The organism is Arthrobacter silviterrae, assembly GCF_011045165.1.
Taxonomy (GTDB): domain Bacteria; phylum Actinomycetota; class Actinomycetes; order Actinomycetales; family Micrococcaceae; genus Specibacter; species Specibacter silviterrae.
Map to the genome: position 1 here is coordinate 25,743 of NZ_JAAKZI010000020.1, position 22,787 is coordinate 48,529.

Sequence of the window (22,787 nt, forward strand, 5' to 3'; positions counted from 1 at the left end):
TACAGATGTTCACATCTTGAACATCGTGAAAAGTTATCTGACGGGCAATTTGACGGACAGCTCGGCGGCGGCGGATTTCAGCAGCGGAACATGGGCCACCATCTGTTCAATGGTCAGCCGGAATATCGGGGCCGCAATGGCCAATGAGGCAAACGCAACGCCCTGGGCATTGAGTACCGGCACGGACACCGCGCGCATGCCCAGTTCGTTTTCCTCGTCCATGACGGAATAGCCCTGGCTGCGCACCCGGGCAATCTCTTCACGGAAGGTGTCCCTGTCCGTAATTGACCTGGCGGTCAGGGGCTTGAGTTCCAGCTCCTCCACCAGCCGGGTCCGGTCGGCATCCGCCGCGAAGGCCACCAGCGCCTTGCCCACGGAGGTGGTGTGGAGCAAGCCCAGGTGGCCTGGATCGCTGGTAACGCGGAATGTCTGGGGTCCGTCCACCTTGCTTACGGTGAGGTGCCGTTCGCCGTCGCGCACGGAAAGTATGGTTGCCTCACCGGTCACGTCGGTGACCCGCTGCAGGATGGGCATGGCAGTGCCGGCAAAGCCGTGGTGGTTGGAGACCTGCTGGCCCAGCTGGAAGACGCGCAGGCCCAGCCGGTACAGCCGGCCGTCCGGTTCGTAGTCAACAAAGCCGTCCCGGGTCAGTGAGCCCAGCAGCCGGTAGGTGGTGCTGAACGGCAGGGCGGCCAGCTTGGAGAGTTCGGAGGCACTGGCCCCCCGCGGCTCCGAGCCCAGCAGCACCAGCAGCCCCAGCGCCTTGCCGATCATGTCAGTCTTGGTGTCCTCAGTCACAGTCATGATTCCATGTTGCCACATGGTGGGAGCTATGACTAGATGGTGAAAGTAATCCTTGACAAGTGACGCCAGTCACGGCCATGATTTCTACATAGCACAAGTCGTTGCCACAATGTGGAAACGCCGCGAAAACTTTGAACTACGCAACACGCCAGTATTTTGAGACACCGCAGTCACACAAAGGAATCCGATGAAACAAACAATGCGCCTCAGCGAGCGAGGCCTGGCCCCCACTGAAGGGACTCCCAAGAAGGCGGCCCTGGCCAGCTTCCTGGGCAGCGCGGTCGAATACTACGACTTCTTCATTTTTGGATCTGCCGCGGCATTGATCTTCCCCCACGTCTTCTTCCCCAGCGCAGATGCCAACGCCGCCATCATGTCCTTTGCCACGTTTGGCTTTGCCTACGTTGCCCGGCCTTTCGGGGCTGTCATCCTGGGCCATTTTGGCGACAAGATCGGCCGGCAAAAGGTCCTGCTTTTCACCTTGGTCCTCATGGGTGGATCCACATTCATCATTGGCTGCCTGCCGGACTTTGCCACGGTGGGTTGGCTGGCGCCGATCCTGCTGGTGCTGGCCCGCCTGTGCCAGGGACTCTCCGCAGCCGGTGAGCAGGCAGGGGCTTCGTCCCTGACGCTCGAACATGCCCAGGACCACCAGCGCTCCTTCTTTACTTCGTGGACGCTGACCGGCACGCAGGGCGGGCAAATCCTGGCGGCCCTCATTTTCATCCCCGTGGTTGCGCTCCCGGACGACATCAAGTACGGCATCGGCTGGCGCATCCCGTTCTGGGTCAGTGCCATCGTGGTGGTCATTGCCTTCTTCATCCGCAGGTCCCTGGCCGAGCCGCCCGCGTTTGCGGAGGCCAAGAAGAACGACCAGATTGCCAAGCTGCCCATTGCCGAACTGCTCAAGCACCACTGGCGCGACGTTGTCAGGGTTATCTGCTGCGCGTTCATTGCTGCCGTCAGCACGGTCTTTGGCGCCCTGGCCATCAAGTATGCCCAGGACGTGGCGCACGTGAACAACACCATCACCCTGTGGCTGGTGGTCGCCGCCAACTTTGTGGCCTTGTTTACCCAGCCGATGTTCGGCAAGCTCGCGGACCGGATCGGCCGCAAGCCTGTGTTCATTTACGGCGCCCTGGCCAGCGCGGTCATGACCCCGCTGTTCCTGCTGTCCCTGGAATCGGGCAGCGTGCCGCTGATGTTCCTTGTCTCGATTGTCTACTTTGCCTGCGGCTACGCTGCCGCCAATGCCGTCTGGCCATCCTTCTACGGCGAAATGTTCAGCACCAAGGTCCGTTTTTCCGGCCTCGCCATTGGCACCCAGATCGGCTTCCTGATGGCAGGCTTTGCACCCGCCATTGTTGCCGCCATGGGCGGAATCAAGCCCGGCGGGTGGGTCCAGATCAGCATCTTCACCGGAGTCATCTGCATCATTGCCGCCGTCTCGGCCTCAACGGCCAAGGAGACGTTCAAGGTCCCCACGGCGGAACTGGGCCGCTAGCCCCCTTGCCAAGAACGACGGCGGCACCCGGCTTGCGCTTTCAGCGCGCGGCGGGTGCCGCCGTCGTGCGGGAAGAAAAATTTCATCAAAATTGCCGATGGATTTAATGTGGGCAACAGCTTGGGTTAGACCGGGCGGCCTACTTTGAATCACATGACAAAACCGCAAAAAGTCCCTGGCAAACCGTCCGACAACAAACTCTCCCGCCCATTTGGCCTGAGCAGGATGTCAACGGCCGTCGTGAGAAACAAGCCGCTGGCGATCGTGGCCGCAAGCTGTACCTTGGCCCTCCTGGGCGGCGGGATCGCTGCCGCCTCGATCATTCCCTTCAACCAGCAACAGGTCGGCGCCCAGACCGAAAATGGGCAGCAGATCTCCTCGAACCAGGTCATCAAGCCCATCGGCGACCGGCTCATGACTCCGTTCGGCAAGATCATGGGTTCCACCGTCAGCCCCGACGGCCGCTACCTGGTGGGGACCAGCGCCGACCGTTCCGTCGACCTGCAGGTTTTCGACCTCAAGACGTACCAGCCCGTCGCCGCCGCAGGCACCCTCGCTGCGGCGTCGTTCGCGACGGCGGCGGGCAGCGCAGGCTACCCGGCCATCGCCTACCAGCACCTGACCGACGGCACGGTGGGCCAGGAAGGTCCGGTCTTCTCGCCCGACGGCAAGTTCCTCTATTCACCGGTTGCCACCGGGATCGTCCGCTACCCCTTCAATGCAGACGGATCGCTCGGCGCAGGCACGAAGATCGGCATCCCGACAGTTGGCGGCGCGAAGGCGCTGACCGCCGGCATGGCGTTCTCGCCCGACGGGGCCACGCTGTATGCCGCCGTCAATGGCCAAAACTCCGTCGTCGCCCTTGACCCGGTTGCTGGCACCATCAAAGCGACCTTCGCCACGGGGATCGCGCCCCGCCAGCTCAAGTTCGCCGGCGGCAAGCTGTACGTCTCCAACGAAGGCGGCCGCCAGGCCGTTGCCGGGGACGCGACAATGGGCTCCTATGGCTCGCAGGTTCCCGCCGACACCTACCTTGGCACCTCCACGACCGGCACACTCAGCGTCATAGACACGGTGAACGCCTCGGCTCCTGTCGCTTCCATCGACGTCCAGCTCCACCCCACTGCGCTGTACCTTGACGGCGCCGCGCTGTACGTGGCGAACACCAACAGCGACACCGTTTCCGTCGTGGACACCGCCTCCGGCAAGGTGGTCCAGACCATCGCAACCCAGCCGTGGGCTTCGTCGCAGGTGGGATATGAGCCCACATCCATCACGATGCAGGGGGACCACCTGCTGGTCTCGCTGGGACGCGCGAACGCTGTCGCCGTCTACAAGGTCAACAGGACCGAGCCGAAGGACCCTGCCAGCTACATCGGCCTGCTGCCGACGGACTACTTCCCCGGGAACGTGGCGGCCGTGAACGGCCAGATTGTGGTCACAAACATGCGCGGCATTGATGCGCGCGGCCCGGAGCTGAGCTTCAACAAGGGCCCGGGCACCACGGTTGCAACCGGCCACGGCACCCACTCCACCACGGCGTCGCTGACCAAGTTCACCCTGCCCTCGGACGGCCAAATCCAGCAGTACACCGAGACGGTGTTCAAGCAGAACGGCTGGAATGGCAGTGCCGTTAAGGAAGCGACGGCGGCAGCCGCCGCCAAGATTCCGGCCGTGGCCGTGCCGAAGCGGATTGGGGATCCGTCCACCATCAAGCACGTGTTCCTGATCGTCAAGGAAAACCGTACCTACGACCAGGTCTACGGCGACATGAAGCAGGGCAACGGCGATGCCTCGCTGGCTCAGTTTGGTGCGAAGGTCACCCCGAACCAGCATGCGCTGGCCAGCCAGTTTGGCCTCTACGACAACACCTACGACATCGGCACGAACTCGGCCGAGGGCCACAACTGGATGATGCAGGGCGACAACCCCGCGTACACAGAGACCAGTGCGGGGGAGTACACGCGCTCCTATGACACGGAGGAGGACGTGCTGGGCCACCAGCGTTCCGGATTCCTCTGGACGGCCATCCAGTCCGCGGGCAAGACTGCACGGAACTACGGCGAGTTCCTGTATGGCGAGGGCAAGCCGGCCGGCGCAACGTGGCAGCAGTATTACTGCGCGGCGTCGAGCACCATGGCGGGAGGCGACCCGGCCCAACTCTTCACCCCGGCGCTCCAGCTGCACGCCAGCTCGACCATTCCTTCGCTCAACGCGATCAGCGACCCGAACGCGGCCCCGTTCGACACCTCGGTGCCTGACATCTACCGCTACGCCACCTGGAAGCAGGACTTCGAGAAAAACGGCCCGAAGAACTTCCAGATGACATGGCTTTCCAGCGACCACACGGGCGGCACGGCGGGCCCGTCAGCCCAGGTTGCCGACAACGACCTCGCCGTGGGCAAGATCGTCGACGAAATCTCGCATTCCCCGTACTGGAAGGACTCGGCGATCTTCATTGCCGAGGACGACAGCCAGGACGGCGCCGACCACGTTGACGGCCACCGGGCACCCGTCCAGGTCATCAGCCCGTACGCGGTGCACGGCAAGACGGTCAGCACGTTCTACTCGCAGATCAACATGGTCCGGACCATCGAGCAGATCCTCGGTGCGCAGCCGCTCAACCAGAAAGTCGCTGCGGCAACCCCGATGTTTGACGCCTTCACCAACAAGGCCGAGCTGACGCCTTACACGGCGGTCCCGAACCAGGTTCCGCTGACCGAGGGCGTCAAGACGGCTCCGGCCTGCGGCAATGACACGCTGGGCCAGACGGGCGCTGCGGCCGCCGCGGTCAACGCCGCCGCGGCCGACGCGGTGGCCGTTCCCGCCTCGATGCAGGCGATTGCCGGGGAATGGGACAGCTGGTCCAAGAAGCAGCACCTGACCGGCAACGGCGCCAAAGAAGACTCCGCGAACCCGTACCTGTTCAACCGCTGGACCTGGTACCAGGCACACCGCTGGCAGAGCCCGTACCCGGGCGACACCGAAATTTATGGGCCGGACAACGTGCCGGGCGTCCCCGCAGGCTCCACCGGACACGCGGACGGCTGACCGTCCGGCGGCGGCACCTGCCAACCTGAAAACGGTGAAGGCCACCTCCCCGGAGGTGGCCTTCACCGCTTGTCCCGGCGCTGACTACATCCTCAATCGCCCTGTGGCGGGACCGGGGCGTGGTGATTGACGGTTTCTGCCGCGTTTAGTCCTCCGCCGTTCCCACCTTGGACAGGATGGCCGCCAGGGCCGCGCGCACGCCGGTGCTCAAAGTGGGTTCGATCGCCGGGGCGAACCGCGGGGAGTGATTCCCGAACACCGGTCCGCCGTCTGCCAGCTGCTCGGCGGGACAGCCGCCAAACCGCCAGTACACGGAGGGAACGGCTATGGCGTCGGCGAGGGTGCCGAAGTCCTCGCTCCCCATCGTCGGTGGCAGCTCGGTGACCGAGTCGCTGCCCAAGGCCTCCCTGAACCGGCGGATGAGCAGGGCCGTTTCTGCCGGGTCGTTGTAACAGCGCGGAAAGGCGGAAAGTTCGGTAATTTCCGGCGCCGGCGCAGCGGTGGCTGCTGCCTCGGCGAGAATGATCCGCCTGATGCCGGCCAGGACCTTCTCCCGGACGTCCGGGGTGAACGTGCGCACGTTGACTGTGAACTCGGCTGAGGCGGGGATGATGTTTTCCTTCAGGCCCGCATGGAAGGTGCCGACGGTGACGACGGCCGAATCCAGCGGGTGCGTTTCCCGCGACACCAGCGTCTGGAGCCTGACCACCATGTGGGCGCCGAGCACTATCGGGTCAACGGAATCCTGGGGCTGGGAACCGTGGGCCTGGACGCCGCGGACCACCACCTTCCAGGAGTCGGCCATTGCCATGGCATGGCCGCTGCAGACGCTGACAGTGCCGCTCGCGCCAGGCATGACATGCTGACCGAAGACAATTTCTGGCTTGGGGGCCTTCTCCCAAAGCCCGTCCTCCACCATGGCGCGGGCCCCGGCAGCTGTTTCCTCGCCCGGCTGGAAGATGAACACGACGGTGCCGGCCCAGGCATCCTTCGCCCCCGCCAGCAGCGCCGCGGCCGTCAACGCGGCCGTGATGTGTGTGTCGTGCCCGCGGCCGTGCATCACGGTGGCCGTGCTGGCGTAGGGCAGGCCTGTCTCCTCCCGGATGGGCAGGCCGTCCGTGTCGGCGCGGAATGCGACGACTGGCCCGTCCCCATTGCTCAGAATGCCAACCACTCCGGTGCCCCCGCAGCGGAAGTTTTCCAGGCCCAGCTCTGTGAGCCTGCCGGCGATCAAGTCTGCTGTTTTGTGTTCCTGCATGGAGAGTTCCGGGTTGGCATGCAACGTTCGGTAAAGCTGGTGCATCTGGTGGGACTCTTGCTCACCTAGCTCCAACCGGGTGGGCGGAATGGCGGATCGCGGGGTTGGCATGGTGTTCCCTCCTGATGTCGAGCACCAGGCTAGGTTGCCAGCGACCCCAAGTGCAAGCGGCTATGCGTGCGTGGCAGGTTCCGCTGCGCGCTCAAGCGGGAATGCCTTCTTCGCCAGTTCGACGACGGTGCGCAGCGCCAGCGAGGGATTCGTGTCCCGCCAGGCGAGCGCGATGGGCAGCACGCCAGTGGCCTCGGCAAGAGGGCGGTACGTCACGCCGTCGACCTGGATGTGGGTGGAGGAGCCCACCACGATGGAAACCCCCACATCCGCCCCCACCAAGGCCAGCATGCTGTAGGGGTCCGGGGCTTCCTGGGCAATGTGGGGCACGAAGCCCGCGGCCGTGCAGAGTGAGATCATGGCGTCGCGGATCCGCGAGCCGTGCGACGCCGGGTAGGCGATGAACCGCTGGTCCCGCAGTTCGGCAATGCTGATCGGCCCTCCGCGGGCCAGCGGGTGGTCGCTCGGAACGGCAACGATGAGTGTCTCATTTCGAACCAGGTGCGCCGATATGCCTGTGGGTGTTGGGGAGCTGACCACTCCCAGGTCTATCTCCCCGTCGCGCAGCAGCGTCAGCGCCTCGCCTGAGTAGAGCTGTGGCTGAAGTTCAAGGCTGATTCCGGGCTGCTCGCGCGAAACCTCCCTGGCCAGGATGGAAAGGATGGAATATCCGGTGGTGCCGGCAAACCCCACCTTGACGCTGCCAATCTCACCCTGCTTTGCGGCCCGGGTGATGCGCTTGACTCCGTCCACATGGATGTGGATGGCCTTCGCCGGTTCCAAGAGGGCCACGCCCGAAGGGGTCAGGCGGACCTTGCGTGTGGTCCGCTCGAACAGTTCGGTTCCCAGCTCCTTCTCCAGCATGCGGATGATCCGGCTGAGTGCCGGCTGGGCCACGTGCAGCTTTTCGGCCGCGCGCCCGAAATGAAGCTCCTCCGCGACGGCCAGGAATGCCTCAAACTGCCGAAATTCCATGTGGGCTGGGTCTCCTTGGATGGCTGCCGGCCGGTGCCGGCACGATTATTGTGAATTTTACATCAATTACTGCGCAACTATGTCTTGGACTCAAAGGATCAATTCTGAAATAGTGACATGCAGCATAGGGGTGAGTGAGGCCCCACACCTTTTGGAGGAAATGAATGAGCATCAGGAACGCATCAATAGAGCAGGTGCCCGCCGTGTCGGTCATTGGGCCGGCACAAGCCCGCCGGGCCGGAATCGCGGCCTTTGTGGGCACGACCATAGAGTGGTTTGACTTCTTCATCTACGGCACCGCTTCCGCACTGGTCCTGGGGAAGCTGTTCTTTCCGGAAACGTCTCCTGCCATCGGAACGCTGGCGGCCTTCGCGACCTTTGCCGTCGGCTTCATTGCACGCCCCTTGGGCGGCATCATTTTTGGCCACTTCGGCGACAAGTTCGGCCGCAAGAACACTGTCATCACCACGCTGTTGTTGATGGGCGGTGCCACCGTTGGCGTTGGCTTGCTGCCCACCTACGCGCAGATTGGCGTGCTGGCGCCCATTCTCCTGGTGCTGCTGCGGATCATCCAGGGTGTGGCCATGGGCGGTGAATGGGGCGGGGCGGTGCTCATCGCCACGGAGTTTGCGCCTCCCAAAAAGAAGATACTCTACGGCGCTTTTGCCCAACAGGGGTCACCTGTGGGAAACCTGCTGGCCACCGTGGCCTTTCTTGCCCTCACGTCCCTGAGCGCGGAGTCGTTTGGCTCCTGGGGCTGGCGGCTGCCCTTCCTGGCCTCGGCCATTCTCATTCTCATTGGCCTGTACGTCCGCCTGAAAATCAGTGAGGCGCCTGAAATGCTCAAGGCCATCCAGTCCAAGACCAGCAAGCGTGTTCCGCTCCTCGAAATCCTGCGCAACCATTACGGCGTGGTCCTGCTGTCCGGCGGCGCCGTGGTTGCTGGCGTGTCACTGACTTATGTGAAGACCACCTTTGCTCTGTCCTGGGCCACGCAGGATCTGGGCTACAGCCGGGCGGAGTTCCTGCAAGTCATCACGGTGGCGCTGGTGGCCCAGGTGTTTATTCAGCCGCTCGGCGCCCTCCTTGCGTCCAAAATCAATGTGCGAACGGCGATTTTGTGGATGCTGGTGCCGGAAATTGTTCTGCTGCCCTTCATGTTCACCATGATCAGCACCGGCAACATCATCCTGGCGATGCTGGGCATGGTCCTGGCAACAATCCCCACCTGCATGTACTACGCAACGCTTGCCGGAGTACTGGCCCAGCTGTTCCCGGCACATATCCGGTACACCGGAATTTCCGTCTCGTACCAGCTCGCCACCGCGATCTTCGCCGGTACGGCGCCCTTCTTGAGCCAAATGCTCCTCAACGTCAGCGGCTCCATCTGGGCTGTTGTCTGCCTGGGCATCGGCTACGTTGTTCTCTCCCTTGTCTGCATGCTGGCGCTGTTGCGTGGCAAGGCCTGGACCGGACGGGACGGCCAGGCCGAAACCGCCAGCCCCTGACCGCCAGCGCCGGACGGCCATCGCCTGACCGCCGACGGCCCGGCGCTGCACCGCCAAACATTTAATGAAGAAATCTTGAAAGGCACGTCAAACTCCATGAACTTTGCAAGCAGCGATCCAGCCCTGATGCCCCTGGTGGAGCGCTACCTCGCCCCCGAGGACCGGAACCTGCTGGTCCCGGTGCTCACCGAACTGGGCGCCGACGTCGCCAACCGCCTCTCGGCCCTGGCCGACACGGCGGACAAGAACAAGCCAACACTGGAACACTTTGACCGCGACGGCAAACGGGTGGACCGCATCAGCTACCACCCCAGCTACGTGGAGCTGTCCAAGGCGGCGTATGAGCAGTATGGCCTCTCCGCCCTGTCCCACCGCGGCCTCCATGGCTGGACGGAAACCCCGCCGCACCTGGCGAAATACGCCCTGTCCTACCTCTTCGTGCAGGCGGAATTCGGGCTTGCCTGCCCCGTCTCTATGACCGACGCCGCGGCGCGCACGCTGCGCAAGTTCGGCGATCCGGAGCTCTTTGGACCCTACATTGACGGACTGACCTCCACCGAGCCGGAAAGCCGCTTCACCGGCGCCATGTTCATGACCGAAACCCAGGCCGGAACCGACATTGCCATGACCGAAACCCAGGCCGTGCCCGACGGCGGTGCCTGGCGGCTGAGCGGGAAGAAGTGGTTCACGTCCAACCCCGACGCCGATGTGGTCCTGACGCTGGCCAAGTACCCCGGCGGCCCGGACACCACCCGCGGCGTGGGCCTGTTCATGCTGCCCAAGGTGCTGCCGGACGGCACCCGCAACAGCTACGTCATTGACCGGCTCAAGGACAAGATGGGCACCCGTTCCATGCCCAGCGGCGAAATCACCCTTGACGGGGCCTACGCGCTGCAGGTGGGCGAGCTCGACCGCGGTTTCAAGCAGATGGCGGAGATGATCAACACCTCACGGCTGTCCAACGCCATGCGCTCTGCCGCACTGATGCGCCGTGCCGTCGTCGAGTCCGTGGACCATGCACGGCGTCGGGTGGTCTTCGGGAAGCCGCTGATGCAGCAGCCCCTCATGCGCAACACCATCCTGCCTCTCGCCCTGGAAGCCGAGGCCGCACTCGGGCTGATCTTCCACTCCGGAGACACGCTGCAAAAGGCCGACGGCGGCGACGCGAACGCCAAGTCCCTGATTCGAGTGCTCACCCCAATCGCCAAGCACTACATTTGCAAGAGGGCCCGCTGGGTCACCGGTGAGGCCATGGAGATCCGGGGAGGGAACGGCTACATTGAGGACTGGCCCAACTCGCGCCTGATGCGCGACTCCCACCTCGGTTCCATCTGGGAAGGATCCTCCAACGTGATCGCCCTGGATGTGCTGCGTTGCATGAAGCAGTACGGGGCCCACCGCGTAGTCGCCGACTCAATGCTCGAAAAGCTCTCCGCCTTGCAGGCCACCGACGCAGCCCCGGGCGCGCAGCAGCTCACGGAGGCCTGGCACCTGGTCCTCACCCGCGGGGATGCCCTCCTCGCGGGTGCGAACCAGGACGCCCAGGCGCTGATCGGCCACTACACCAACACCCTGGCCCAGCTGGTCATGTCCACCCTGCTGCTCGAGCAGGCCATCCACGAGTCAGCCAACGGCTACCGAAAGCTGATGGTGGCGAACTCCTACCTGGACGTGATCGTCAATGGCCGCACCGGCGCGCTGCCGGCGGCCCTGCAGTGGCTCGATGAAATTGTTGACGGGGACTCCGTGCCCCGTGAAGCGGCACTGAGCGTTTTCAAATAGGCACCCGAAAAGACTGATACACCATGAAAACAACGAAGCACCCTACATTCACCGGGCCGCTGGCCGGCATCAAGGTCGTTGACCTCTCCAAGATCCTCGCGGGCCCCTATGCCACCATGTCACTTGCAGACCTGGGCGCGGACGTCACCAAGGTGGAACACCCTGACGGCGGGGACCCCACACGCTCCTGGGGCCCGCCCGTCGAGGGCACCGACGCCACGTATTACCTGGCCATCAACCGCGGCAAGAAATCCGTCACCATCGACCTGAAGTCCGTGGAGGGCCAGGAAATCGTGCACCGCATGCTGGAAGAGGCCGACGTGCTGGTGGAAAACTTCCGCCCTGGCTCCGGCCTGCAGCGCACCTTCGACTACAAAGTGCTCTCCGAGCGGTACCCCAAGCTGGTGATTCTTCACATCTCGGCGTTTGGGGACCACGGGCCACTGCGCGACGAGCCGGGCTACGACATGATCGCCCAGGCAGCGGGAGGGCTCATGTCCCTCACGGGGGAGCCGGGCGGCGCGCCACTCAAGGCGGGCTTCGCCATGGGCGATTTGGGCGCCTCGCTGTTTGGAATCATCGGCCTGCTCGCAGCCCTCGTGGAGCGCTCGCGCACCGGGCGTGGACAGTACGTGACCACGTCCCTGTACGAGTGCCAGCTGGCACTGCATGTCAACTGGGCTACCAACTACTTTGCCGACGGCGTGCGCCCCGGCCCCCTGGGTTCAGGCCATCCCAACCTGGTCCCGTACCAGGCGTACCAGGCCCGGGACGGCTACTTCGTCATCGCCGTCGGAAACGACGCCATGTGGCAGAAGCTCTGTGCAGCCATCGGCCGCCCGGACCTGGGCGCGGACGCGTCGCTGCTGGCCAACAACGGGCGGCTGGCCAACCGTGAACGGCTTAACGGGGAGCTTGAAAAATCCCTGAAGGCCAAGACTGTGGCGCAGTGGTGCGGACTGTTCGCCGAACGCGGCGTCCCGGCCTCCCCGATCCGGAGCCTCGACGAAGTCTATGCGCACCCCCACACCCAGGCCCTGGGAATGGTCCAGATTGCCGACCACCCCGTCATCGGGGACCTCAAGCAGGTTGCCTTCCCCGTGAACTTCCGCGGCCGCCGGCCGGAGGTCCGCACCGCCCCGCCGATGCTCGGTGCCGACAACGACACCGTGCTGCCGAATTATTCACCGCTCCCAACGGCCTAAGCGCCGCCTCAAGACTTCGCCACAGAAAAGAGACACCCCACCATGAACACTCTTGCCATCGACCCCGCCCTGGCCAACTCCGACGTGTTGAACCTCGACGCCCTCTTCAGCGCCGAAGAACTCGCCTTCCGCGACACCGTGCGCGGTTTTGTGAACGACCGCATCAAGCCGAACATCAAGGATTGGTACGAGGCAGCCCATTTCCCGGTGGAAATTGCCAGGGAAATGGGTAGCCTGGGTTTGCTGGGCATGCATTTGAAGGGCTACGGGTGCCCGGGCCGGTCCTCCGTTGAATACGGCATCGCGGCGATGGAGCTGGAAGCCGGGGATTCCGGCCTGCGCACCTTCGTCTCGGTGCAGGGTTCGCTGGCCATGACAGCCATCCACAAGTGGGGGAGCGAGGAGCAGAAGAACACCTACCTGCCCGGCATGGCCAGGGGTGAGATCATCGGGTGCTTCGGGCTGACCGAGCCGACGGCGGGATCGGACCCCTCCTCCATGCAAACGCGCGCGGTGCGCAGCGATACCGGCTGGGTGCTCAACGGGGCCAAGCGGTGGATTGGGCTGGCCACCATTGCCCAGGTGGCAGTGATCTGGGCCATGACGGACGACGGTGTGCGCGGCTTCCTCGTGCCCACGGACACCGCCGGCTTTACGGCCACCGCCATTGGGCCGAAGCTCTCGATGCGCGCCTCCATCCAATGCGACATCACCTTCGAGGACGTCCTGCTGCCGGCTGACGCCATCCTGCCCGGCGCCAAGGGCCTGCGCGGGCCCTTCTCCTGCCTCAACGAGGCCCGCTACGGCATCATCTGGGGCGCCATGGGCGCGGCCCGCGACTCCTACGAAACCGCCCTGAAGTACTCCCTGGAGCGCATGCAGTTCGATAAGCCCCTGGCCGGCTACCAGCTGACCCAGCTCAAGCTGGTAAACATGCTGCTGGAGATCCAAAAGGGCACCCTGCTGGCAATCCACACAGGCCGCATGAAGGATGCCGGAGTCCTCCAGCCCGTGCAAATCTCGGTGGGCAAGCTGAACAACTGCCGCGAGGCCATCGAGATTTGCCGCGAAGCACGCACCATCCTGGGCGGCAACGGCATCACCTTGGACTTCTCGCCACTGCGCCACGGCAACAACCTCGAATCCGTCCGCACCTACGAGGGCACCGATGAGGTCCACACACTGATCCTGGGCAACCACATCACCGGCCAGCCGGCTTTTCGGTAGCCGGGGCGGCAAGGGACGACCATGGCGTTTGAGACGATCCTCACTGACATCAACAACGGGCTCGGCACCATTACCATCAACCGGCCCGGAGCGCGCAACGCACTGAACCCCACAGTGGTGCGCGAGCTCCGCGCGGCCTTGGAGGGGTTTGCCGACAAGGACGAGCTCCGGGCCGTTGTCTTCACCGGTGCCGGCGAGGTGGCCTTCGTGGCGGGCTCAGACATCACCGCGTTGGCCGGTTACGCGGCCGGTGACGGACTAAGCGCAAAAATGCAGCGCTTTTTCGATTATCTCGAGGACTACGAACTGCCGACCATTGCCGCGATGAATGGCTTTGCGCTCGGCGGAGGTATCGAGTTGGCCATGGCCTGCGACATCCGCATCGCTGCCGAATCGGCCCGCTTCGGCCTGCCGGAGACGAACTTGGGGATCATCCCCGGGGCAGGCGGCACCCAGCGCCTGTCCCGGCTGGTCGGCAAGGGCCGCGCTGTCGAGCTCATCCTCACGGGACGCATCTTCGACTCCGAAGAGGCGCTTCGGATGGGGCTCGTCACCGAGGTGGTGCCTCCACCGGAATTGATGGACGCGGCCCGCAGGACGGCCGGGCAGATCATGGCCAAGGGGCCCCTGGCCGTCCGGCTGGCCAAGCTCGTCATCAAAAACGGGGCAGAAACTGACCAGCGCACGGGCCTGCTCCTCGAACGGCTGGCCCAGTCCCTGCTGTATACCAGCAGCGACAAGTCCGAGGGCTTGAACGCCTTTCTGGAAAAGCGCCCGGCTGCGTTCACCGGGTTCTGAACCGCACGCCCACGCACAACCTTCAAGGACAACACTTATGCACATCAACAACATCCTGGTCGTCGGCTCCGGCGCCATGGGCTCCCAAATCGGCTTGGCCGCCTCCCTGGCCGGATACGCCACCACCATCCACGACATCGCCGCGGAACCGCTGGCCGCGGCCAGGGAGCAGATTGCCTCCCGCCTGGACAGCTCGGTGGCAAAGGGCAGGCTGTCCCGCCCCGACGCCGACGCGGCACTGGCACGGCTGTCCTTCACGACATCGCTGGAAGAGGGGGCTGCCGGCGCCGACCTCGTCATCGAGGCGGCCACGGAACGGCTGGATGTCAAGCGGGCCATCTTCGCTGCCCTCGATGCAGCAGCGCCGCCACATGCGATCCTGGCCACCAACTCCTCCACCCTGGGCTCCTCCAAGGTGGCGGGGTCCACCTCCCGTCCGGGGAAAGTCTGCAATATGCACTTCTTCAACCCGGCCCTGGTCATGAAGTGCGTGGAGGTGGTCCGCCACCCGGGCACCTCCCAGGAAACCGTTGACACCGTCATGGAGCTGGCCCGGCGGCTGGGGAAGGCACCCGTGCTCATCAACCACGAGATCCCCGGCTTCGTGGCCAACCGCCTGATGGGTGCCATCCGGGACGAAGCACTCCGCCTTTACGCGGAAGGCATCGCCACCTTTGAAGACATCGACACGGCCGCGAAGACTGCACTGGGGCACCCCATGGGCCCGTTTGAACTCATGGACCTGGTGGGCCTGGACGTCAGTTACCTGATCCGTCATGCCACATTCGCCGAAACCGGTGACCCGGCGGACCTGCCCCACCCGGCCCTGACCGAGATGTATGAACGCGGCGACTACGGCCGGAAAACCGGAAAGGGCTGGTACCGATACGGCGAGGCCGCAACGGCGGTCAAGTAGCAGCCCCTCCTTGCAAGTCCCTGGAACCAAACACGATCCGACTGAAGGAGTTTTTCAATGGCCGAGGCATTCCTCGTTGGCGGCACCCGAACCCCGGTGGGGCGCTACGGCGGCGCGCTGTCCGCCGTGCGTTCCGACGACCTCGCTGCACTGGTGGTCCAGGATGCGGTGCGCCGGGCCGGCGTCGATCCCGACACCGTGGATGAGGTGATACTCGGCAACGCGAACGGCGCCGGGGAGGAAAACCGCAACGTTGCCCGGATGGCCTGGCTGCTGGCAGGCTTTGGCGACCACGTGCCCGGGCTGACCGTGAACCGGCTGTGCGCCTCCGGACTGAGCGCCATCATCCTGGCCGCGCAAATGGTCAAGGCGGGCGCGGCGGACATTGTGGTGGCCGGCGGCGTGGAATCCATGAGCCGTGCACCGTGGGTTCAGGAAAAGCCCGGGAAGGCGTTTGCCGAGCCGGGGGCCGTCTTTGACACCTCGATTGGCTGGCGGTTCACCAACCCGCGCCTCACCTCCGGGGACCTGACCCGGGGCGGGGAGATGACGTTCTCCATGCCGGAAACGGCGGAAAAGGTGGCCCAGGTCCATGGGATCTCGCGCGAGGACTCCGATGCCTTCGCCGTCCAGTCCCACGAACGGGCGCTGGCCGCCATCGCGGCGGGACGGTTCCGGGAAGAAATCGTGCCCGTCGTCATTCCGGGACGAAAGGGCAGCACGGTTGTCGACACCGATGAGGGCCCCCGGCCGGGAACCACCACGGAGGTGCTGGCCGGGCTTCGTCCCGTGGTGAAGGGCGGTGCGGTGGTCACGGCGGGAAACGCAAGCACCCTCAACGATGGTGCCTCGGCCATTGTTGTCGCTTCGGAGGCTGCCGTGGCCAAATACGGGCTGGCCCCGCGCGGGCGCATCGTCGACGGCGCCTCGGCGGGCGTGGCGCCGGAAGTCATGGGGATCGGCCCGGTTCCGGCCACGGAAAAGGTCCTGGCCCGTGCGGGGTGGCACATTGGTGAACTGGGCGCCGTCGAACTTAATGAGGCCTTTGCCACCCAGTCGCTGGCCGTGATGCGTGCCCTTTGCCTGGACAATGGCATCACCAACAACGACGGCGGCGCAATTGCCCTGGGGCACCCGCTCGGTTCCAGCGGCTCCCGGCTGGTGGTCACGCTGCTGCGTCGGATGGAGCAGGACAATGTCCGGCGCGGACTGGCCACCCTGTGCGTGGGCGTCGGCCAAGGCACCTCGCTCCTCGTCGAACGGCCGTGACATACATGGTCGCCATTCTTGCCGCCGATGCCATCCACGTCTCCTTTGTTCCGCACCGGCAGGTCCAGGCCCTTGTCATTGACGGCGAAAAGGTCGTGTTCGCCGGCACCTCCGAGGAGGCCCACCGACGCTACCCGCAGGCGGACCAGTCCCTTGAACTCAACGGAACGATCATCCCCGGACTGGTCGACAGCCACGTCCACACCGTTTTCACCGGGATGACCGGGCAATGGGCGAACCTTCGGCCCGAAGCCGTCGGCTCCATGGACGCGCTGATCGCCGCCCTGGTCCGTTGCGGGGCCAGCCAGGGCTGGTACCGGGGATGGGGGTATGACGACACCCTGCTGCTTGAGGGCCGCCACCCCAGCAGGCATGACCTGGACCGCGTCTCGGTGGGAGACCCGGTGCTGGTGACCCACCTCTCCGGCCACTTCGCTGTCGCCAACACCCGGGCGCTTGAACTGGCCGGAGTCTGGGACGGGACCCCGGACCCGGTGGGCGGGAGCTTCGTCCGGGATGAAGCCGGCCGGGCATCGGGGCTGTTGTGGGGGATCGGCGCTGTCCGGGCAGTGCGCGAGCAGTGCCCCCAACCCGAACGCGGGGACGGTCTGCGTGCGGCACGCGAGGCGATGGACCAGGCCGTTTCCCAGGGAATCACCCAGATTCACGACATGGCCATCGGCTCGCAGTTCGCAGCCCGGGAGCTGGACATGCTCAGGGAGATCGCGGACGCCGGGGCGATGCCGGTGCGCCTGTTCGGATATTTGATTGGCGACCTTGTGCCTGAAATCGTTGCCCGGGATCCTGAACTTTTCCGGCACTCGACGGCGTCCCGCCTTCAGATTCGCGGGGCGAAGCTGTGGGCGGACGGCTCCATCCAAGGACTCTCGGCAGCCGTCGTTGACGGATATGAATGCTGCCCTGAGTCGCACGGCAACCTGCTGCTGTCCTCGGCCCAAATCGTGGCTAAGGCCCAATCTTTGCTGGCAGCCGGGGCCCAGCTGGCAGTTCATGCCAACGGGGATGGGGCAATAGGGGAAGTCATCGAGGCCTTCCGCGAGTTGCGCGGCCTGGCGGCAGGGGAGGGGTGGGCCAAACACCGAATTGAGCACTTCCAAATGGCCCACCCCGAACACATCAAGGCGGCGGCGGAAGTGGGCCTGGGCGCCTCACTGTTTACCAACCATGTCCACTATTGGGGGGACCGCCACCGGGACCGCTTTGTGGGACCGGCCCGGGCCGAACGCATGAACCCGCTGCGTGAATGCCTGGACCATGGACTCACGGTTGGCATGCACTCGGATTCACCCGTTACGCCCATGAACATTTTGGCCACGATCGAGACCGCGGTGACCCGTTCCACCCTCGGGGGCTCAATACTCGGGGCCGCACAGGGGGTGTCGGCGGCGGAGGCGTTCCACGTTGCCACGGCCCTGAGCGCTGACCTTGTTGGTATGGGAGGGGCAGTCGGCACCTTGGAGCCGGGAATGCTTGCCGACCTCGTCCTGCTCGACCGTGACCCCCTGCTGGCCGGGGATGCCCCCGGCCATATTTCCGCCAGCGTGGTCAAGGCAACCATGGTGGGCGGTGAATGGGTTTATGGCGCTTAGCTTGGCCGTGCCGCTGCGCCGGGTACGGCGCTATGGGGCAATCTCGTTCATAACCGGCGTCTACTTTGCCTTCCACACTATGGCTATTACGGCAATAGCCGTTAGTGCGCCTGGACTGGCAGACGCCTCGATCGCCGTAACGATCTACATGGGCCTTGGCCTGCTGCTCGATTCGCCCGCAGCGCAGTTGGGGGCCCGGTATGGATTGAAGCCGCTGGTCGCTGCCAGCGGGGGCCTCATAGTGTTGACGGCCAGCGCCGCCGTGCTGCTGGGGACAGGCTGGTGGATCATGGTGTTCGCCGCGGTCTTCGCCGCGTGTTCCAGCCTGATCTATATCCCTACACTGGCACGGTACTCCGAACTCCTGGGGCCGGCGCAGGCAGCAGGCCAAAGGATGTCGGTGTTGGTGCAGCGGGGAGGGGCCCTCATCGCTTCGGGAGCCATCACCGTGGCCTTGGGCCGGGAAGCCCCTGCGGAACTGTTATTCGGCCTCCTCATCTCCGGCGCCCTGCTCCTGGGCGCCGCGTTTACACTGCCGCGGGGCACAAATCCGGGGCAGTCGTCCCGGCCGCCGGCGCCAGCCAACACCGGCGCAGTGGCGGCCATTCGGTTTTCCGTGGCCGAAATGGCGCGGTCTTCCGTCATGGTCAAGGGGGCCGTTGCCGCTGCAACCATGCCCATCGTGTTTACGGCTGCCGGTTCCGCCCTGCCCGTTGCGCTCCCGGGTCTGGGCGGCGCCATTGGGCTGGGACTGGTCCTGCGGGAGCTGTTGGCGATGGCGACCGCCGGATTCATGGGGCGTGGTTCGCTGGCACGGACCAACATCGAGTTCGCCGCGGCAGTGGTTGGGGCCGGCGCAGGATTCTGGTATGGCGCCGTGGCGGGCAGCCCGGTTGCCGTCGCCGTCGGGCTTGGACTCAGCGGACCCCTCATCGGGGCTGCCATCATGGCCTCCACGCTCAACACCCGGCAGGCAGCATTGGCCAGCACCCGCCCATGGGCCTGTTTTGCCGGCATGGGCATGGCAGCGCGGGCCGGCGGCCTGGCCGGCCCGCTGCTGCTGGGGTGGATGCTGACGTTTGGGCGAACCGGGCTGGCCGCCGGATTTGTGGTGCTTCTCGCGGCAGCTGGGCTTGCCGTCGCCCGGCGGAGTGCTGGTGCCCTTATTTCGCCCCGAGGAAAATCGGGTTCGTGAGGGCCGCCATGGGACCGAGCTGCAGGGCGGTCCCCATCGCGGTCCCGTTGCTGGGCGTTCCGTCCGCCATCGGGTGCCGGACCTCAAGGCGCACGTACGCCGCGAGCTGCGGCGTCGTCACCCAGGTGATGGTGCCCCGGCCGGCGGCGGGCAGGTTCTGCTGGAGGGTCTGGCCCTCGTCGGTGATGAAGCGGACCACGCCGTTGGGCACGCCGGAAACCGCCGCCGTCACCGTGACGGGGGAATTCGCTGCAACGTCAAGCCGCTCCCCGATGCCGGCGCTCCGTCCGCCGGAGGACACCGTGAAATCGACCGATACATCGGCAGATTCGGCGATCCAGCTTCTGCCGTTGCGGATGCCCTCCAACAGGGCATCACGGGAGAGGGCTGCGGCATGGACAACGTTGTGCGGGAAGCCGATCACCTGGGGTGCGCTGTGGGCGTCGCTGTTGCCCATGGCCGGGAGCCAGCGGCCGCCGGAACGCACCGACTGGGCCAGCATGGAATCCCAGCTGTTGATGGCGTATTCGTCATCGGCGGTCCACGGGCCGGTCCACACTTCGACGGCGTCGGCGTCGTCGTAGCCGAACTTCCAGCGGCAGGCAACGTAGGGGCAGAAGGGGTGGGCCGGTACCACGATCCCGCCCGAGGAACGGATGTGCTGCGCCTCCTGTTTGAAGCCCTTGTCCCGCGCCCGGTAACGCCAGTCGATCCAGTCGCCCGGCTCCAGCCCCAAGGCGAGGTAGTGTCCATTGCGCGTGGTGACTTCCTCGCCCGTGAGGATGAGCAGGTCATCCCCGGCAAGCGGTCCCCACGCCCCATGCGAGGCGGGCGTGTTGTGGTCGGTGCTGACCATGAAGTCCAGGCGGGCGGCCCGGGCCCCCGCCGCCACTTCATCGGGGGTGCGCTTGCCGTCGGAATAGACCGTGTGGAGGTGGGCGTCGCCGCGGTACCAGCCGGCTCCGCGCCCGGTAATCGCCTGGGCGGGGTACAGCGGGCGGTGGGGAGCGCCGTCGGGCCCGTAGTCCAGGGTGATGTTGACGGTGTAGTCCATGCCCTCCGCGGCGACCTGGTAGGGGCCCAGCACGATGTTCCAGGTGCCCCTGCCGACCGGGCCGGGGAGGTAGCCCGGCGTCGCTTCGGCGGCGCTGATGAAGAATTCACTGCGGAATCCCCCGGACCAGCCCCGGAAGCCCTTGCCGGCAAGTTTTGTGCCGTTTTCGTCGAAGATGCCGATGTCGCAGGCGTTGTTCAGCAGGCCCGAGGCAACGTGGGGCCTGCTGTACGTGTACTGCACACTGATCTTGTTGACACCGGCGGGCACGTCGAAGGGAAGGTAGACGAAGTCGGCGGCGCCGGTGTCCAAGTGCCCCGTGATCGTCTTGTTTTTGCTGGTTCCGGAGTCGGCGGCAGCGAACTGTACCGGAGCCAGCGTCAGGGCGGCGCCTGTCAGGGCTGCGGCCAGGAAACCGCGGCGGGAAGTTGAGTGGATGACATTGTCGGCCTCGTGGGCCTTGCATGGTGAATTCAGGGGCTTCACGGTAGTGGGCGGGGGTTAAGGGAACTTGAAATCCGCCAAAACCGGAAATGAAATCAACGCCCCCCGGCCGCGCGGCCGGGAGGCGTTGACAAAGCGGGTGCCGGGCTCAGCTGCCGGAGTCGGGACGCCCGTTGCCCCGGCCATTGCCGGTGTGCGTGATGGCCGCGACGGTGCCGTTCTGTTCGTTGAGCAGGACCAAGTCGCTGCGCTGGTGGTGGAAGTTGAACATGTTGGCCAGGGAGCCTGCGGTGGCGTCGGCTGACGCGTCGCCGATCTGCCCGGTGTGCCAGTTGTCCTCGATGAAGCGCAGGATCGAGGACTGGTTGCTCTCTGTGTGGTCCACGAAGTTCTTCTTCGCATAGGGGGAGATCACCAGCAGGGGCTGGCGCGGGCCCGGGCCGCAGCGGTCGGCATAGCCTCCGCCCATCGGGACGCCGGCGGCTGCTGCGTTTTGGCACCAGGCGGCGTCGTCGGCGGTGTTGGAGGAATTCTTCACGGTCGCGGCGACGTGGTCGTACCAGCCGTCCGAGTCGTCATAGGCAATGACCACGGCCGTGCTGTCCCAGTTCTTCGACTTTTGGATATTGTTCACGGTGGCGGTGATGAAGTTCTGCTCATCGAGCGGGTCCGAGTACGCGGCGTGCCCGTCCTGGGACATCCCGGCCTTCAGGAAGGACACGGCGGGCATGTTGTCCGTGTTGACCACATGGTTGAAGGCGGTGAGGTCGTACTGGTGGTTTGCCTGGCCGTTGTGCCCGATCTCCGCCGGCGAGGCAGGTGCCAGGTGGTGCGGGTTGGCGGTGGAGGCGTAGTACTGGAAGGGCTCGTGGTGAGGGGAGTAGTCGGTCACTTTAGCGCCGGCTGCGTTGCCGTGGGAGGACAGGCACGACGCCGGGCTGCCCGCGGTTGAGGGGGTGGTTGGGGCAAACCCGCCCTGGAACCAGCCCCACGAGACGCCCTTGGCGTTGAGGAGGTCGCCAACGTTTTTCCCGGTCATGGCGGCCAGGTTGTTGGCACTGGCGTGGCTGTTGTTGGAGCAGTCGTCGTAGACGGGATCCGGGTCGTTGGTGACCGTTCCGATCCCGTTCGCGTCGGGCTGGCGGACCGTGTAGCTTCCTGCCGCCGGGGTGGCCACGGGGGCGCCGGCGGCGGAGAACTCCTTGACGCCGTGGGTCTGGCCCGCGACCAGGTTCAATGCACCCGGTGTGGAGGGGCCAAGGGTGGTGCTGAAGTGGTTGTCGCTCATGGCGTAGTTCTGGGCGTAGTTCCAGATGCCGGTGACGGTGTTGCCGTCGTAATAGTCCATGGTCAGGCCGGGGCGGCCGAACTGGTTCGCCCCGCAGCTGTCGCGGCTGGTGAATTGGACGAACTTGTCCATCAGCCCGGCGTTGTACGCCTTCTGTTCCGAGGTGTAGCCGTGGTCCTGGTCGCAGGTGACGGCCTGCATGGGGGAGAGCCGGGCCGGCTGGATGGAATTCGGGTTGTTGGGGGCCAGCAGCCCCGCATTCGCCAGCGTGTTGATGCCCTTCGGCGTGTTCTTCGCCGCCGTGAACGCCGGTGCTGCGATTCCGCTGCCCTGCTGTGTTTCGCCCGGCGTGTTTGCGGCCTGCGGGTACGTCGCGAAGTAGTGGTCAAAGGAAACGTTCTCCTGGAAGATCACCACCACGTGCTTGATGGGCGTGGCGGTGCCGTGCGGGCTTTCGCCGGCAGTCCCCGGCGCGGCGCCTAGGCCCAGCAGGCTGGCTGCCAGCAGGGAAACCCCGGCCACGGCGGCCGTTGACGCCGCGGCCGCCCGTTTGCGGCTGGAAGGTTGTTTGAATTCAGGCATGGAATGGTCCAATCGTTGCCGATCTGGTGCCGGTAAGGAATGCCGGCCTTTGACTGCACGGGAGCCCAAAACACTCCAATATCCCGTGCACGGCAACACTAGGTCCCCACCATGAATTCGGGGTGAACCCGGGGTTTCAGGGAGCGGAACCTTCACTGCGGTTCGGCCGCGCAGGGCGGCACGCAGCCTGCCCCGGGCCGCCGAAG

General features: G+C 65.3%; 16 protein-coding genes. 11 read left to right on the forward strand and 5 right to left on the reverse strand.

The features are described from left to right. Positions 1-33: 33 nt before the first annotated feature. A complete protein-coding gene (locus G6N77_RS12035; protein WP_165182411.1) occupies positions 34-804 on the reverse strand; it encodes an IclR family transcriptional regulator in 771 nt (256 codons plus the stop codon). Between the two features lie 187 nt (positions 805-991). On the opposite strand from G6N77_RS12035, the gene G6N77_RS12040 reads away from it, so the two are divergent. Beyond that, positions 992-2,308, forward strand: a complete 1,317-nt coding sequence (locus G6N77_RS12040) for an MFS transporter (protein ID WP_165182412.1) — start codon at positions 992-994, stop codon at positions 2,306-2,308. A gap of 240 nt (positions 2,309-2,548) precedes the next feature. After that, positions 2,549-5,359 carry an alkaline phosphatase family protein gene (locus G6N77_RS12045; RefSeq protein WP_306986510.1) on the forward strand — a complete coding sequence of 937 codons (2,811 nt, stop codon included), beginning with the start codon at positions 2,549-2,551 and terminating at the stop codon, positions 5,357-5,359. 145 nt (positions 5,360-5,504) lie between these two features. On the opposite strand, the gene G6N77_RS12050 is transcribed toward G6N77_RS12045, so the two are convergent. Both G6N77_RS12050 and G6N77_RS12055 read right to left on the reverse strand, forming a co-directional pair. After that, positions 5,505-6,728, reverse strand: a complete 1,224-nt coding sequence (locus tag G6N77_RS12050; protein ID WP_165182414.1) for an amidohydrolase — start codon at positions 6,726-6,728, stop codon at positions 5,505-5,507. 60 nt (positions 6,729-6,788) lie between these two features. Further along, positions 6,789-7,703, reverse strand: coding sequence for a LysR family transcriptional regulator (locus G6N77_RS12055; RefSeq protein ID WP_165182415.1), 915 nt, complete (start codon positions 7,701-7,703; stop codon positions 6,789-6,791). A 164-nt stretch (positions 7,704-7,867) separates the two neighbouring features. Between G6N77_RS12055 and G6N77_RS12060 the strand changes: the two genes are divergently transcribed. From G6N77_RS12060 to G6N77_RS12100, 9 genes are all read left to right on the forward strand, one after another. Continuing rightward, positions 7,868-9,211 (forward strand): MFS transporter, encoded by a 1,344-nt coding sequence (locus tag G6N77_RS12060; RefSeq protein ID WP_165182416.1) that lies wholly within the window; start codon positions 7,868-7,870, stop codon positions 9,209-9,211. Positions 9,212-9,307: 96 nt separating this feature from the next. Next, the gene (locus G6N77_RS12065) at positions 9,308-10,993 is read left to right on the forward strand and encodes an acyl-CoA dehydrogenase family protein (protein WP_165182417.1); all 1,686 of its coding nucleotides are present in this window, start codon (positions 9,308-9,310) and stop codon (positions 10,991-10,993) included. Between the two features lie 23 nt (positions 10,994-11,016). Further along, a complete protein-coding gene (locus tag G6N77_RS12070) occupies positions 11,017-12,198 on the forward strand; it encodes a CaiB/BaiF CoA transferase family protein (protein WP_165182418.1) in 1,182 nt (393 codons plus the stop codon). A gap of 42 nt (positions 12,199-12,240) precedes the next feature. Beyond that, positions 12,241-13,425 (forward strand): acyl-CoA dehydrogenase family protein, encoded by a 1,185-nt coding sequence (locus G6N77_RS12075; RefSeq protein WP_165182419.1) that lies wholly within the window; start codon positions 12,241-12,243, stop codon positions 13,423-13,425. A gap of 21 nt (positions 13,426-13,446) precedes the next feature. Beyond that, entirely contained in the window at positions 13,447-14,223 is a 777-nt protein-coding gene (locus tag G6N77_RS12080) for an enoyl-CoA hydratase/isomerase family protein (RefSeq protein WP_165182420.1), read from the forward strand. Between the two features lie 37 nt (positions 14,224-14,260). Then, the gene (locus G6N77_RS12085; RefSeq protein WP_165182421.1) at positions 14,261-15,139 is read left to right on the forward strand and encodes a 3-hydroxyacyl-CoA dehydrogenase family protein; all 879 of its coding nucleotides are present in this window, start codon (positions 14,261-14,263) and stop codon (positions 15,137-15,139) included. A 57-nt stretch (positions 15,140-15,196) separates the two neighbouring features. Beyond that, entirely contained in the window at positions 15,197-16,408 is a 1,212-nt protein-coding gene (locus G6N77_RS12090; RefSeq protein ID WP_165182422.1) for a thiolase family protein, read from the forward strand. Between the two features lie 5 nt (positions 16,409-16,413). After that, entirely contained in the window at positions 16,414-18,018 is a 1,605-nt protein-coding gene (locus tag G6N77_RS12095; RefSeq protein ID WP_240902072.1) for an amidohydrolase, read from the forward strand. 79 nt (positions 18,019-18,097) lie between these two features. Beyond that, the gene (locus tag G6N77_RS12100) at positions 18,098-19,213 is read left to right on the forward strand and encodes a hypothetical protein (protein ID WP_165182424.1); all 1,116 of its coding nucleotides are present in this window, start codon (positions 18,098-18,100) and stop codon (positions 19,211-19,213) included. Here the strand turns inward: G6N77_RS12100 and G6N77_RS12105 are convergent. Beyond that, positions 19,182-20,753 (reverse strand): CehA/McbA family metallohydrolase, encoded by a 1,572-nt coding sequence (locus tag G6N77_RS12105; RefSeq protein ID WP_205678246.1) that lies wholly within the window; start codon positions 20,751-20,753, stop codon positions 19,182-19,184. The genes G6N77_RS12100 and G6N77_RS12105 overlap by 32 nt on opposite strands. 106 nt (positions 20,754-20,859) lie before the next feature. After that, on the reverse strand, positions 20,860-22,581 hold the full coding sequence (locus G6N77_RS12110) for a phospholipase C (RefSeq protein ID WP_165182425.1): 1,722 nt from the start codon (positions 22,579-22,581) through the stop codon (positions 20,860-20,862). Between the last annotated feature and the right edge of the window lie 206 nt (positions 22,582-22,787).